Source organism: Methanofollis ethanolicus, assembly GCF_001571385.1.
Taxonomy (GTDB): domain Archaea; phylum Halobacteriota; class Methanomicrobia; order Methanomicrobiales; family Methanofollaceae; genus Methanofollis; species Methanofollis ethanolicus.
The window spans coordinates 2,002,458-2,017,193 of sequence record NZ_BCNW01000001.1 but is presented as its reverse complement, the minus strand read 5'-3'; the positions used below and the strand labels follow the sequence as shown (position 1 = coordinate 2,017,193).

The 14,736-nt window shown below is 60.8% G+C and carries 10 protein-coding genes; 7 read left to right on the top strand and 3 right to left on the bottom strand.

Features of this window, described 5'->3' with window-relative positions:
- The first annotated feature begins 277 nt into the window (after positions 1–277).
- The 3 genes from MEFOE_RS09780 (at position 278) to MEFOE_RS14500 (ending at position 5,871) form a co-directional block, all read left to right on the top strand.
- Positions 278–4,432 carry a right-handed parallel beta-helix repeat-containing protein gene (locus tag MEFOE_RS09780; protein ID WP_067051585.1) on the top strand — a complete coding sequence of 1,385 codons (4,155 nt, stop codon included), beginning with the start codon at positions 278–280 and terminating at the stop codon, positions 4,430–4,432.
- Between the two features lie 496 nt (positions 4,433–4,928).
- Positions 4,929–5,624 (top strand): epoxyqueuosine reductase, encoded by a 696-nt coding sequence (locus MEFOE_RS09775; protein ID WP_067051583.1) that lies wholly within the window; start codon positions 4,929–4,931, stop codon positions 5,622–5,624.
- Entirely contained in the window at positions 5,617–5,871 is a 255-nt protein-coding gene (locus MEFOE_RS14500; protein ID WP_153015938.1) for a hypothetical protein, read from the top strand. The genes MEFOE_RS09775 and MEFOE_RS14500 overlap by 8 nt, the downstream gene beginning before the upstream one ends.
- 5 nt (positions 5,872–5,876) lie before the next feature.
- Here MEFOE_RS14500 and MEFOE_RS09770 read toward each other — a convergent pair whose 3' ends face one another.
- On the bottom strand, positions 5,877–6,473 hold the full coding sequence (locus MEFOE_RS09770; RefSeq protein WP_067051581.1) for a DUF5591 domain-containing protein: 597 nt from the start codon (positions 6,471–6,473) through the stop codon (positions 5,877–5,879).
- Between the two features lie 133 nt (positions 6,474–6,606).
- Here MEFOE_RS09770 and MEFOE_RS09765 point away from each other — a divergent pair, with 133 nt between their 5' ends.
- Together MEFOE_RS09765 and MEFOE_RS09760 are read left to right on the top strand one after the other, a co-directional pair.
- Positions 6,607–7,584 carry a methyltransferase domain-containing protein gene (locus tag MEFOE_RS09765; RefSeq protein WP_067051579.1) on the top strand — a complete coding sequence of 326 codons (978 nt, stop codon included), beginning with the start codon at positions 6,607–6,609 and terminating at the stop codon, positions 7,582–7,584.
- Positions 7,585–7,775: 191 nt separating this feature from the next.
- The gene (locus tag MEFOE_RS09760) at positions 7,776–8,816 is read left to right on the top strand and encodes a hypothetical protein (RefSeq protein ID WP_328585452.1); all 1,041 of its coding nucleotides are present in this window, start codon (positions 7,776–7,778) and stop codon (positions 8,814–8,816) included.
- A 74-nt stretch (positions 8,817–8,890) separates the two neighbouring features.
- Here MEFOE_RS09760 and MEFOE_RS09755 read toward each other — a convergent pair whose 3' ends face one another.
- On the bottom strand, positions 8,891–9,109 hold the full coding sequence (locus MEFOE_RS09755) for a hypothetical protein (protein ID WP_067051574.1): 219 nt from the start codon (positions 9,107–9,109) through the stop codon (positions 8,891–8,893).
- A gap of 194 nt (positions 9,110–9,303) precedes the next feature.
- Here MEFOE_RS09755 and MEFOE_RS09750 point away from each other — a divergent pair, with 194 nt between their 5' ends.
- Both MEFOE_RS09750 and MEFOE_RS09745 read left to right on the top strand, forming a co-directional pair.
- Positions 9,304–10,986 carry an AMP-binding protein gene (locus MEFOE_RS09750; protein WP_067051572.1) on the top strand — a complete coding sequence of 561 codons (1,683 nt, stop codon included), beginning with the start codon at positions 9,304–9,306 and terminating at the stop codon, positions 10,984–10,986.
- A gap of 378 nt (positions 10,987–11,364) precedes the next feature.
- Positions 11,365–13,041 (top strand): AMP-binding protein, encoded by a 1,677-nt coding sequence (locus MEFOE_RS09745; RefSeq protein WP_067051570.1) that lies wholly within the window; start codon positions 11,365–11,367, stop codon positions 13,039–13,041.
- Positions 13,042–13,423: 382 nt separating this feature from the next.
- Here the strand turns inward: MEFOE_RS09745 and mmp10 are convergent, their stop codons facing one another.
- A complete protein-coding gene (mmp10, locus tag MEFOE_RS09740; RefSeq protein WP_067051568.1) occupies positions 13,424–14,647 on the bottom strand; it encodes a methyl coenzyme M reductase-arginine methyltransferase Mmp10 in 1,224 nt (407 codons plus the stop codon).
- Positions 14,648–14,736: the final 89 nt, after the last annotated feature.

The following is a 14,736-nucleotide window of genomic DNA, read 5'->3' as shown; positions in this document are numbered from 1 at the left end:
CCGGATATAAGCCATTCAGCGCCCGGTGCGCCGGGATGCTGAAAAGAGTTCTTCGGTCATTTCAATCGCCCTGAAATATATATCGAGAACAGCGATGGGCGTGCAGACACAATTAGTCGCCATATGGCACTTTTTTCGATCAGAAGCGGCCCCCGGAGATTGAAATAAAAACGTATATAGCACGGAAAATTATATTCCGCGAATCTCGGCCCCCCATAAGGCATGATATCACCCCACATGCCGGGGGGCTGGTTTTCAGTTTGTGCGGAGGTCTGAAATGAGAAATATACCCCCCTTCCCGAAAAAAATACCTTTTTTCGCAGTCCTGCTGGTGGCCATGGCCTGTATCATCGGCACGGTCTCCGGCGATGGAGAGGGCGCAAGCCCGCCTGAAACTCTGGCGCCCGCCGAAATGGTCGCGAACACCACACTCCCGCTGGAAATGGAGACGCCCCCGGACGCGGCGCTTGTCCTCTCGATTACTGCCGATCCCCCCGGCGGCCCGGTGCCGCTCACCGTGCGGTTCACCGGGGCGGCGACGGGCCTCACGGTCGACCTCTGGAACTGGACGGTCGACGGCGTCGCGGCGATCGGGAACGGGTCGGACTTCACCCACACGTTCCTTCAACCCGGCACCCACACAGTCGCCCTCACTGCAAGAAACACCACCGTCCCCCTCGCGAAAACCGCTGCGATCGAGGCCGTTGCAGAGGAGATACCCCCCCTCATGATGACCGCCCCGGTGGTCGTCCTGGCCGACCCCCTGCCGGGCACTCACCCGAGGGACTGGTACGTCTCCCCGGTGCCGGGCACCGGCAACCCCCACGCGTATGAGAATGTCACCGGTCTCCTGAATATCACCGATATCGGCGCGGGCGACACCATCCACATCTGGGGTGTCGAGGGCTACACCTACGAGGGCGGCGTCGTCATCGACGTCCCCGACGTGACGGTCAAACGGTGGGAAGGGTCTCCCGTGCAACCGCTCGTCACCAATCGCTCCGGCATGTCGGCCTTCACCGTCGTTGCCGACAACGCCACCTTCCGCGGCCTCAACATCTCGGACAACCAGTTGAACGATAAGGACGGCGCCGGGATCTACGCCACAGGGACAGGTCCCGGCACCCCCCTGGAGCGCCTCTCCATCATCGACTGCACCTTTGTCGGGAACGACGCACCCTACGGCGGCGGGGCATACTTCGAGTTCTGCGATGCCGCCACGCTCACCAAAACCTCCTTCATCGGCAACAGCGCACGATTCGGAGGCGGCGGGGCATACTTCGCCCTTTCATCCGACGCCACGATCACCGCCACCACCTTCACCGGCAATTCCGCAACCAACGGCGGCGGAGTATACTTCTATTCCAGCCGTCGCGCCACGCTCACCGACACCGAATTCACCGGCAACTCCGCAACTGAGCACGGTGGCGGAGCATGGTTCTATGATTCCAATGCCGCCACCATAACCAGCACCACCTTCGCCCGCAACACCGCAACCGATCACGGCGGGGGGGTATATTTTGAGACCTGCCGTGCCGCCACGCTTACCAACTGCCGCTTCGACAACCCCACCAACATCTATGCAGAGATGTCCTTCGGCGCCACCCTCAATGCCGCCCGCACCCGCGGCACGAACATCGCCGGCGGGCCGTACCTCGGCGGCAACGTCTGGCTGAATGACCCCGCCCAGAACATCTCCGGGTGGGGGACGGACGACGACTTCGACGGCATCTGCGACCAACCGCTGAACATCACCAACAGAGAAGACCCAGACTACCTCTTCGGCACCGACTCCCTCCCGCTGATACACGGCGGCGGCACGGTGCAAGTCGCCGCCACCCCCACCGACGACGCCTTCGTCTACATTGACGGCGCGAACACCACCCGCACCGCGAACGACGCCTTCTATCTCCCGGTCGGCGACCGCACCGTCTCGGTGCGGAAGGACGGCTACCTCCCCGGCGAGAAGCGGATCTCCGTCACCCCCGGTGCGAACGCCCCCCTCGCCTTCGCCCTCATTGAGATCAAACACCCGATGGACTGGTACGTTTCGCCGATGCCGGGTAACGGCAACTTCACGAACATCTCCGCAATCCCCGATCTCGGCGCGGGCGACACCATCCACATCTGGGGCGTCGAAGGCCATGCGTACGAAGGCGGGGTCGTCATTGACAAACCCCACGTGATGGTCAAACGCTGGGAAGGCTCACCCGCACAACCGCTCGTCACCAACACCTCGCACACCGCCCCCGCGTTCACCGTTGTTGCCGACAACGCCACCTTCCGCGGCCTCAATATTTCCGGGAACAGGTTGAATAATGATACAAGCAGCGGCGCCGGGATCAATGCTACCGGGAGTGAAACAGACCGCCTGAAGCACCTCACCATCGCCGACTGCACATTCTCCGGGAATAAGGTGAACGGGACCGATGCAGCCGGCGGTGCGCTCTCTGCCACGTACGTCAATGACCTCCTGGTCGAGAGAACCGCGTTCACCGGCAACAACGCCACCAGGTACGGCGGCGGGGCACAGTTCATGTACTGCAACGACTCCGTGCTCACCGACACCACCTTCACCGACAACGCCGCACGATTCGGCGGCGGGGTACAGTTCCTCTTCTGCAACGGCTCCGCGCTCACCGACACCACCGTCACCGGCAACCGTGCCTCCAGTTGCGGCGGCGGCGCGGACTTCTTGTATTCACGCGGGCCTGTCACGATCACCGACTCCACCTTCAACGACAACGCCGCCGCCAGCCAGGGCGGCGGCTCACGCTTCTACATTGCCGATGGCTCCTGCGCCACGCTCACCAACACCACTCTCACCGGCAACTCCGCATTCTTAGGCGGCGGGGCATATTTCCAGGGACCCAATCGCGTCATGCTCCCCACGGCCGTGCTCGCCGGCTCCACCTTCACCAACAACACCGCGGAGAGGGGCGGCGGCGGGGCATACTTCGTGGACTGCGATGAAGCCATGCTCACCGACCTCTCCTTCACCGGGAACAGCGCGGACTACGGCGGCGGGGCAGACTTCTATCAGTGCGATGACGTCACGCTCAACACCTCCGCCTTCGCCGGCAACCGCGCCGCCCATGCAGGCGGTGCGGTCAATGTCAGCGGGTTCTTACGTTCATACCGGGTGCCCATACAGCACTTCACCATCGCCGACTGCACCTTTGCCGGGAACGCGGCAGACGTATCCGGCGGTGCGCTCTCTGCCAGAGCGGTCGACAATCTCTCGGTGGAGAGGACGACGTTCACCGGGAACGACGCACCCGACGGCGGCGGGACGTACGTCTCGTGGTGCAATGACACCTTCGTCGCCGACTGCCGCTTCGAGAACCCCACCAACATCCACGCTGAGAACTCCACCGGCGTCCTCAATGCCGCTCGCACCATCGGCACGAACATCGCGGGCGGCCCGTACCTCGGCGGCAACCTCTGGCTGAATGACCCCGCACAGAACATCTCAGAAAGCGGCACGGACGCTGACTTCGACGGCATCTGCGACGAATCACTGGAGATCCCGAACCTCGGCACCGACTATCTCCCGCTGGTGTACGGCGGGACGGTGGGGATCGCCTCGACGCCCGCGGGGGCGTCCGTCCACCTGGACGGCGTGATGATCGGCCGCACAACCGACACCTCCCTCTACCTCCCTGTCGGCGATCATATGGTCACCATCACCCTCGACGGCTACGTGACGCCGGCACAGAGGGTGGTGACAGTCGTGCCGGGGGAGACGGTGCCCGTCGCCTTCGCCCTCGAACCTGTGTCATCCCCCTCCGGTTCCGGAGGCGGCCACTCTGACATATCCGCCGCGTCGGCAGGGAAGATCCCGCCCGGTGGCAACGCCTCCCTCACGTTCTCGGGCCCGGCCATCTACGAGATCAGGGTGACGGCCGCAACCGAGATCCCGAATCTGCTGGTCACGATCGGGCGGACAGGCCTCCTCTCCGGCGTCGACGCCCCTGCTGGCCTGGTCTTTGAGTACGACGAGGTGACGATCTACCACACGACCGACGACGCCATCGAAGGCACCCTGATCTTCTTCAGCATCCCGAAGGCGTGGCTGGAGGAGAACAGCCTCGACCCGGCAGACGTGGTGCTGTACCGGTACCACGACGGCGCGTGGCAGGCCCTCCCCACCGAGGTCATCGGGGAGGACGCAACCTTCTGGTACTTCTCGGCCAGGAGTCCGGGCTTCTCCCTCTTTGCGATCGGCGGAGACCCGGCACCGGTCGCGGTCGAAACCCCTGACGCCGGCGCACAGGCAGGGACGACCGAACCCATCCCCCCGGTGACGACGGTCGAAACGACCTCTCCTCCGACGGAGACCTCCCAGCCGTTCCCCTCCGTGCTCGTCCTCGTCTGCGGTGCGGCGGCCGCCCTCATCATCGCGGCGGTCGTGCTCAGGAAGAGGAGATAGACAGACCCACACTTTTTTCGCGGCACAACGCCGCACTCCCCGATACAAAAAAAGAGCCCTCAACCGCCTCCGGGTACGTCTCAAAGACGCCGTTTTCGGGACAGAACAGAAGATCAAGAACCATCTAAGCACGGAACCGATAATCTACCGGTGTCCACAAGGGTCCATATCTGCATTTCTCCTGGCCCTCCTGTGGCGAATGGGCTGTCCATGGGTGAACCTGCAACTGCATGAGAAGGAGAGACGGCACGGTGTCTCATGGCAGTGCAGGTCCAATCGAAAAAAGGCGCCAGGAATCCTGTAACGGGGGCGGTTGACAACGGACGTCATCACCCGAATGCATGGATTCTTACATGGAGAGAGGGGCGCTTTGGAAGACCTGTTCTGGGGTTTGGTGACAGGAGAATATGAGGAGAGATGGTGGATTTGCGCTCTCATCAGTGTCGGGAAAATGAAGCAATCACATATTTTATTGATGCCCTCTATAATCAGAACGATGGAGGATTGTACCGTCAGTATCAGAGACCTCCTCTCAGATGCCGGTGCGTCCCTTGCCGGGATCGCCGACCTCTCGCCTGAAGGCCTCAGTCCCATCCCCGATCTCGGGACCGCCGTGGTCTGGGGTCTTGCTCTGGACCCAACAATTGTGCGGACGCTTGCAACCGGCCCGTCGGTCGCCTATAGCCGGGAGTACACCGCCGTCAACGCGAGGCTTGCGGCACAGGAGGAACGCGTGGTCGCTTACCTCGAAAAGATGGGCTGCCGGGCCGTCGGGATCTCTCCCACGACCGGCGACTTCGATACAACGACTCTTTCCGCCGAATTTCCGCACAAGACCGCCGCCACCCGCGCCGGCCTCGGCTGGGTGGGGAAGTGCGCCCTGCTCGTCACCAGAGATTACGGCTCTGCGATCAGGTTTACGTCCGTCCTCACCGATGCGCCTCTCACGCCGGACGCACCGGTCGAGCGTTCATATTGCGGGACGTGCGAGGAGTGCCGGACCGCGTGCCCGGTCGCCGCCCCCTCAGGCAGGCAATGGGAACCGGGAATCGAGCGGGATGCCTTCTGGGACAGTCGGGCGTGTTATATGTACTGCCGTAAGATGGCCGACGAACGGGGACTTGACCTGGTGTGCGGGATGTGTATCGTCGCATGTCCGTGGACCAGGAAGTACCTGAAGAGAAGTGAGTGAGGGGTACTTTGCCCCGCCGTTGTCGTCCCCGACCGAAACGTTCTACCTGCCGCACCCCACGAAGAAATGCTTCGCCGGATCTATGGATGGTCGGACGTTGAGAGAGCGTTTGCCCGGCGGCCGGGACAGACTGGTGCTTCAATACCTGAACAACCTCAGGGTCGCGTTTTCGTCCTTCAGGATGGCGTCTGACGAGGACAGGGAACTCCTCGCCTACGTGCGGCAGTGTGCGGGAGACCTAGTCTGACCCCCTCACAGACCCCTGAGCACCGCCCCGAACTCGTCCAGGTACTCCTGCGTGCTCAGACTGCCGTCGGCGAATCTCGCGTCCGGATCCCTGCACCGTGCGATCGTCTCGTCCGATGGCACGAGAGTGACAGGCACGCCCGTGCGGGCCGACGCCTCCTTCATCGCCTCCCGAAACTCGCCCAGGCAGTAGGCCACCCGGTGCCTGTATGTGCTGCGGGTCTTCTCCAGGTACGCCGCGACGCGGACGGTCTCGATCCGCAGGAACGACCGGTGGACCGCCGGGTCGGGAGAGCGGCCGAGCATGTACCTGTACGAGGCATAGGGATACATCCTCTCCAGTTCCCGCGGCACCACCCCGCAGGTGCCGAAGACGACCTTATGGACCCTTTCCGCGGAGATAGAGGCGGCGATCACGCGGTCGAAGAGACGGTGGCTCGGGCTCGTGCTGTACGGCTTGTGGACAGAGCAGGGGAGGAAGATGGCGACATCACGCCCGCGGACAACATAGTCCCTGATGATGAACTGGAAGGCCTCCTCGAACTCGGGGCGAAAGAAAGGAGGCGTCCCGGCCCAGATCGGCTCTCTCTCCTCAGATACCATGGGGCTCCGAAAAAAAATCCATATTCTTTGCGGATGCCGATTTTGACCGAATCGTGTGCCTCTGCTTTCGTGATGTGGTCATATGCCCTCGCACGCCCCTATATATCTGAGAATCCCCTATTAATGGGTAGTCATGAAACTGCTCTTTGAACTCTCCGGAGAGCATCCAACCCTCCCCTTTGCCGAACTGGAATGCGTGGGCCGGATCACCGACAGGCACCCCCAGATCGCGGTGGCTGAGTGCCCCGACCCGGCGGCCACGGCCCGCCTCGCCCTCACCCATACGGTCATGGAATATCTCGGCGAGTGCGCTCCCACCGCCCCGGCGCTGGCGGCCCTCCTCGACGACCTCGCTCTCTCCACCGACCGCCCCTTTGCGGCTCGGGTGAAGGTCATCCCCGGCCCCGGTGAGTATCCCTCCCAGCTCGACCTGGAAAGGCTCATCGGGAGCCACATCAAGGGCCCGGTATCCCTCCGGTCCCCTGAAGTGATTTACCGGGCCGTGATCTCGGGGGACAGGTGCTACTTCGGCCGCATCATTCTGGGCGGCCTCCGGAGTACCTACGAGAGCAGGGGCCCGGCAACACGGCCCTTCTTCCACCCCGGCGTCATGATGCCGAGAATGGCGCGCACGATGGTGAACCTCTCCCTCCTCTCTCCCGGTGAGGTGATGTGCGACCCCTTCTGCGGCACAGGCGGCATGCTCCTCGAAGGGGAGATGATCGGCGTGCGGGCCGTCGGGAGTGACTTCGACCCCCTCATGATCCGCGGCTCGCGCCTGAACGTCCCTGCCGCCGCCCTCATGCTTGCGGACGCCACCGCCCTCCCCCTCAGGTCGTCGTCGGTCGATGCCGTCGTGACAGATTTCCCGTACGGCCAGTCTGTCTGCATCAAAGCCGAAACCCTCAACAAACTCTACGAGGGAGCCCTTACGGAGGTCAGGCGGGTACTCAAGGACGGGAAGAGGGCCGTCGTCATCACCCACCGCGACATCAGGCCGATCGCCGGACAATATTTCACCGTACTGCAGTTCCATGAACAGAGGGTCCACAAGAGCCTTACCCGCAGGGTTATGGTCCTTGAAAAAGAAAAACTCGCTGACCATTCATAACGTATTTACTCTCCGAACGATCAAAACAACGAAAGACAGGACATCCAATGGCATTGAATAACGGGCTGGAGATGATCGAGTGGCTGCGGACACATTTCAATACGGTCAAGCCGACACGGACACTTGCCCTCAAAGCAACGCGTCATCTCCGCAAATCTGAGAAAAAAAACCTGTTTTCTGAAGACATATCCATGATGCGGACCGCCGAAGGACGGTGGTACGAGGGGCTCATCTACGAGATGATGATCGAGGTGGCCTCCGACTGCGACCTGATCAAGGGCGTCGTGCGGAAAGGGGCCGATGCCCCCTATGTCAGGCAGAAGATCTCACAGGACCAGAACGGCACTTTCTACTCGAACTATGGCGACATCAAGGTCAGGGGCAACGGCCAGGACCTCGCTGAAGTCGATTTCCTTCTTGTCGACCGGGAGAACACCGTCGCCTTCGGCGAGATCGTCACCTCCCCCACCGACCTGAAGGAATTCGAACAGGAGATCATCTTTAAAAAACGGCTCATAGGCTATCTTTTCGGCCAGCCCATCGTCCCTTTCATCCTGGTTTCGTCGGTGGACATCTCGCGGAACTCCATCATCCAGAGGTTGATGAAGGAACCTGACTCGGTCCTGATCACGACCGCGTCCTGTGAGGAGATCAAAAGTGTGCTCAACCCGCGTGAGATCCGTTATCGGCCGAGAAAACCGATCGCCCACCCGAAACTCCTCCACCTCGCCGACATCAGGCAGAAAAGACCCTTCGACTACCGTCAACTCCATGACGAGAGGAAAGACCGGCTCCTTGAACAGATGGCCGCGGGCGTGCCTCTCGAAGCACTGACCGGACCCGACGAGATCCCGCCGATCGTCAAAAAGATCGTCTTCGGTGCGCTCTATCCCCCGTCGATCCGTCTGCTCTGTCAGCGCACCGAGGTCACGATGAAGGGCGAGGTGCTCACCTTCGAGGACATCATGAAGGACTTCTCCAAGGTGATCCTTGCGGTCAACCTCCCCGACTGCCGGCCGATCCTCTACTTCAGGTCAAAAAAGAAGAAGGAATATTACAAGATGGTCCCCTCGAAAAACGGCGGTTTCAAGTACGAGAGCAGGCGCACGCCGCATATGGCCGGTTTCTTCCTCTGGCTTGAAGGGACAAAGCCGTCTCTCGGGACGCAGATGACAAAGACGCTTCTCCGGTATTTTGTCGAGCATCCTCCTTCACCCCGGGGGAAAAAATAGCAAGCCCTGATATTTCCATCGTGCAGGGCGATAACGGCTGAGGTCGGGATGATCCGGCCCCGACCGTGCGCCCCTCACACCACCGGCGTCTCCCCGAAGAGTTTGAGGGACACAGGAGCGAACCTCTTCACCTCGTCGTAGAAGTACCTGACGTACTCCGGGTCGGAGTCGTCAAGTGCCGCCTGTATCGTTCTCCGGAGCCATTCTGGGAAGACTTCTTCTTCCTCCATTGTGTTCATGATGACGACGATCGCTTCATCAACATCTTTCCTGCTTCTCCACCTGTACGGCATGGCTCTCCCTCCCGTACCGCGCTATCTCCCAGCGCCTCTATTTATGCGTTGCGCGGATCCTTCCGGATCCCCCGTTCCCTGACCTGTCGGCAGGGGCCGGGAGACATGCGGTTTCCGGAGGTGGCATAGGGGTGGGCAGAGGTACCGGACAGATTAAAAAACCGTGACGCACCATACCTATACGGACAGATCCCATGGCAGAGCATAACATGGAGAACTACGAAGAAACCTATGCGAATTTTAAAATCGACGTTCCGGAATTCTTCAATTTCGGCTACGACGTCATTGACGCATGGGCTAAAAAAGACCGCAACCGCCTGGCCATGATCTGGGTTGACCAGAAAGGCAACGAGAGGAAGTTCACCTATCGCGACATGATGAACCTCTCGAACCAGGCGGCGAATATCCTTCTCAAATACGGGATTAACAAGGGTGACCGTGTACTCATCCTCCTCCCGCGGATCCCCGAGTGGTGGATCTTTGTCATTGCTCTGATCAAACTCGGCGCCGTATACTGTCCATGCCCCTCCCTCCTCACGCCGAAGGACCTCGAGTACCGGATCAATGCCGGGAACTTCAAGATGGTCATCACCGATCTCGAAAATTCCTGGAAGATCGATGAGATCTGCAGGGAGTGTCCCTCTCTCCAGGTCCGCTTCCTGGTGGACGGCGAACTCGAGGGCTGGGCCAACTTCCCGTACGAACTGATATACCCGGCCCCGGTCTCGCACCGCACGGTCTCGATGCCGGTTGCGAAGAAGACACGGGCCACCGACCCGATGCTCATCTACTTCACGTCGGGCACGACCGGCGAGCCGAAGATGGTGCTGCACAACAACGCCCATCCCCTCGGCCACATCGTCACCGCAAAGTTCTGGCACGACCTCACCGAGCACGACCTTCACCTCACCCTCTCCGACACCGGGTGGGCGAAGTGCGGGTGGGGCAAGATCTTCGGGCAGTGGATCTGCGGTGCCGCTATCTTCGTCTACGATATCCGCGGCAAGTTCTCGGCGACCGAGATCCTGCCTCTTCTGGAGAAGTACGAGGTCACCACGTTCTGCGCCCCGCCGACGATCTACAGGATGCTGATCCTGGCAGACCTCAAGAAGTACGACCTCCGTGAACTCCGTCACTGCACGAGCGCGGGCGAACCCCTCAACCCGGAAGTGATCCGGATCTGGCAGGAAGGGACAGGCCTCACCATCAGGGAGGGCTACGGCCAGACCGAGACGGTCTGCGCGATCGCCACTTTCCCATGCCTGGAACCGAAACTCGGTTCGATGGGCAAACCCTCGCCCGGCTGGCATGTGGAGATCCATGACGAGAACGGCACGCCCTGTGAAGCATTTGAGGAGGGCCGGATCGCCATCTCTCTCAAGCCGCGGCCGCCCGGCCTGATCGTCGAATACCTCGACAACAAGGAAGCGAACGCGGAGTCCTTCCAGAACGGCTTTTATTACACCGGCGACCGTGCCTACTATGACGAGGACGGTTACTTCTGGTTTGTGGGCCGCGACGACGACGTGATCAAGAGTTCGGGTTACAGGATCGGCCCCTTCGAGGTGGAGTCGGCCCTGATGGAGCACCCCGCTGTGCAGGAATGCGCGGTCGTCGGGTCCCCGGACCTCATCCGCGGCCTCCTTGTCAAGGCGTTCGTGGTGCTGAAAGCCGGATACAAGCCTTCAGAGGCGCTGGTCAAGGACATTCAGAGGTATGTGAAGAGGACGACCGCACCGTACAAGTACCCGCGGGCCATCGAGTTCGTGGACGATCTCCCGAAGACGATCTCCGGGAAGATCAAGCGGAAAGAACTGAAGATGCTCGAAATGAAGAGATACGAGAATAACCACACGGATGAAGGCCCTCAGGCCTGACGGCCCCGGTCTCTCGTCCTCTTTTTTTAGTTTTATTGGGTTCCCGGGAAAACCCCGGGCACCGGCTTGCGATTGGCCCGGAGAAGACAGAACAGATATCCTGAGGCGGGAGATTGCCCTATCCCTGCCTATCCCGAGCGGGGGTTTCGGGGGCGTAGTCCGCCAGCGAACTATAATGATACGATCGTGGACCCGCACAGGAGGATCTCTCCATAGTCCCGTTTCAAGTTTTCCGCGCAGATTCTGGCATATGTGCCACGATGAAGGCTTCTGGCACGATGGCCCCCCAGGTCTGCCCGACCCCTGAATCTGACTTCCACCACCGTCCAGAAAGTATCGTGCACTATATCTACCCCGTAACCCCATTGATATATCGTTATGCACGACGCCGAGCATACAAAAATGGAACCCGAGGACGTCCTCTCCTCCTATCTGGAGGAGGTGCCGGAGTATTTCAACTTCGGCTTTGACGTCGTCGATATGTGGGCAAAGAAAGATCGCAACCGTCTTGCGATGATCTGGACCGATCAGGAAGGGCACGAGAAGGACTTCACCTTCCGCCACCTGATGAACCTCTCGAACCAGGCAGCGAACATGCTCCTGAAGTACGGGATTAACAAGGGGGACCGGGTCATGATTATGCTCCACCGCGTGCCTGAGTGGTGGATCTTTGCTATTGCAGCCATTAAGCTCGGCGCCATTTTCTGCCCCACCCCCACGATGCTGACCCCGAAGGACCTCAAGTACCGCGTGAATGTCGGGAAGTTCAAGATGATCGTCACTGACGTCGAGAACTCCGGGAAGGTCGATGAGATCTGCAGCGAATGCCCCACTCTTGTCTCCCGCTTTGTGGTGGACGGAGAGATCCCGGGATGGCTCAGTTACCCCATCGAACTCACCTACCCTGCCCCGGCCTCCACCAATCTCGTCCAGTTACCGGGCATGAAGAGGACAAAGTCGTCTGACCCGATGCTCATCTTCTTCTCCTCGGGCACGAGCGGCGAGCCGAAGATGGTCCTGCACAGCGAGGCACACGCGATCGGCCATGTCCTCACCGGGAAGTACTGGCTCGATATCAAGCCGAACGACCTCCATTTCACCCTGGCGGATACGGGCTGGGGCAAGTGCGCCTGGGGCAAGCTCTTCGGCCCCTGGATGCAGGGGGCCTGCACGCTTGTCTATGACATCCGCGGAAAGTTCAAGGCGACCGCACTCCTCCCGGTTTTGGAGAAGTACGAGGTCACCACCTTCTGCGCACCACCGACGGTGTACCGCATGCTCATCCTCGCCGACCTCGACAAGTTCGACCTCTCCCAGCTGCGCCACTGTTCGAGTGCCGGCGAACCCCTGAATCCCGAGGTGATCAGGGTGTGGGAGAAGGGGACAGGACTGACGATCTATGAGGGCTACGGCCAGACCGAGACGGTGCTCTGCATCGGCACGCTCAGCGACATGGAGCCGAAGCTCGGGTCCATGGGCAAACCGGTACCCGGATGGAAGATCGAACTCCATGATGATGACGGCAAGCCAGTCTCGGTCGGCGAAGAGGGCCGGATCGCTATCTGGAGCAAACCCAAGCCGCCAGGCCTGTTCCTGGAGTACGTCGGCAACCCTGACGCCAACAGAGAAGCGTTCCAGGACGGCTGGTACTATACCGGCGACAAGGCCTACATGGATGAAGACGGCTACTTCTGGTTTGTGGGCCGCGCCGACGACGTGATCAAGAGTTCGGGATATCGGATAGGCCCCTTCGAGGTGGAGTCGGCCCTGATGGAGCACCCGGCCGTTCAGGAATGCGCGGTCGTCGGGTCGCCTGACGTCATCAGGGGCATGATTGTCAAGGCCTTTGTCATCCTCGCGCCCGGCTTCGAGCCTTCCGAGGCACTTGTCAAGGACATCCAGAAGTACGTGAAGCGGACGACCGCCCCGTACAAGTACCCGCGGGCCATCGAGTTCGTGGACGAACTCCCGAAGACGATCTCAGGAAAGATCCGGAGGAACGTGCTGCGTGACCTCGAACTTGAGCGGCACAACTCCAATCACGGGACAGAATAAAATCTTTTTTGACTCTGTAGAAATCCTATTCTTGAGATAGGTGATGGGAGGCTGCCGCCCCCCAATCCCCCTGCCTTAGGATAAGGGGGTAGAGGGTCGTTTCCCCTTCAAAATACAAGATTTACCCGTTCGAGGTCTAATCCCGAGCTTGAGAAGACGAGGTCTTCGAGGACGGGGCGTAGTCCCCGGGCCAGATCGTGAGGAAGGCGGTGGACCCGCGTACCTCTTCATGGGATCAGGGGATAATCGATCCAAGGATGAGGGTTTCTACAAAACCCCTTTTTTCTTGCTCTGGAGAATCGGGGGAACACCTACACCCTGATTTCCCCGTACAGAATAGCCTGAAGCGCTATTTTTGGGTCGGTTCCGGGGTCTCGCCCCGTCACCCATTCTGGTTTATCAAGTGGATGAGGGCGGCAAAGCCGTCGAGTTCCATCTGGAGTACTTCTTCTTTCCGCATCCCCATCGAGGTCTCGGCGTCGGCGGTGAGCATCTCAGGGCCGCGGAGCACCGTCCGCACCGTCCCGTCACGGCCAAGCACCTCCGCCGCCTGGCGGTCATGAACAAAGGCGCGGCCTGGCAGGATCACGGTCTCCTCAAGGTCTGCCAGGTCGAGGGCCGCAAGGTCGTCGATGGTGATCAGGCAGGCGATCTCCTTCTGCACGGGCACGACCCTGCACCCACCGCCGCAGGCGTCCAGGACCTGCTGGATGAAGGGTGCGGCGACACTTCCGGTGACCACCGAGACCTTCCCCCGCACGCGGGGGAGTCTCGCAAGGAGGTCGGGTTCCTGGAGGATGGCGAAGGGCGACCCGATCTCCGGGTCCCAGAGAGGCGTGCCACTGATCTTGAGGGAGAACCGGGCATTCAGGTCGGTGACGCGGTCCCTGAACGCCTCGACGCTCTCGACCCGCTGGCCCGGGATTATCGGCGCATTGCCAAGGATCAGGCCCTGGTCGGTCGTGTTTGCAAATCTCATCAGGATCAGGCCCTTCGCCCCCGCACCGTCGAGCCACTCGCAGGTCTTTTCGAGGTCTTCGCCGTCATTGACGCCAGGGATGACCACCGCGGCGGCATAGACGTCGATCTTTTCGCAGAGGCGGCGCATCACCGCAAGGGAGGCCTCGGGCGTGGGGTCGTGCATGTACCGCCGCCGACGTTCGGGGTCGGCCGAGAAGATCGTGTACGATACCTCTGAGAGCCCGTTGTCGATGAGGAAGTCGGCGATCTCCGGGTCGTCAAAACCCTTCCCACTGGTATATCCGATATGGAGGGGCACGCCCATGCTTCCCAGGATCTCGACAAGGTCGCGGAATTCGGGGTAACAACTCGGGTCTCCCCCGCCGCTGATGGTGATCCGGGAGAGATCGTCCCCGATCATCTGGAGCTGGGCAAGGGTGTCGTCGGCGACCGCGGAGAGAGGTTTGAACCCGCTGTACTGCTCTTTCACGCCTCGTGTGCAGTAATCGCAGCCCACTTTGAAGGGCAGGCAGTACCTGCACCCGAAGGGTTCGACCTTCCCGACATGCTTGAAATAGCAGTACTCGCAGAAGCCCCGGCAGTCAACGCCCGGGCGCCCGCCAATGTCCACGGTCAGATGAGCCATCTGCTACTCTGTCTGTGCTGAAGGGTTATATGGTATGGCATCCGAACCGGTACCAGCATCTCTCTGTCCTCCCCCGGGAGGATAGAAGC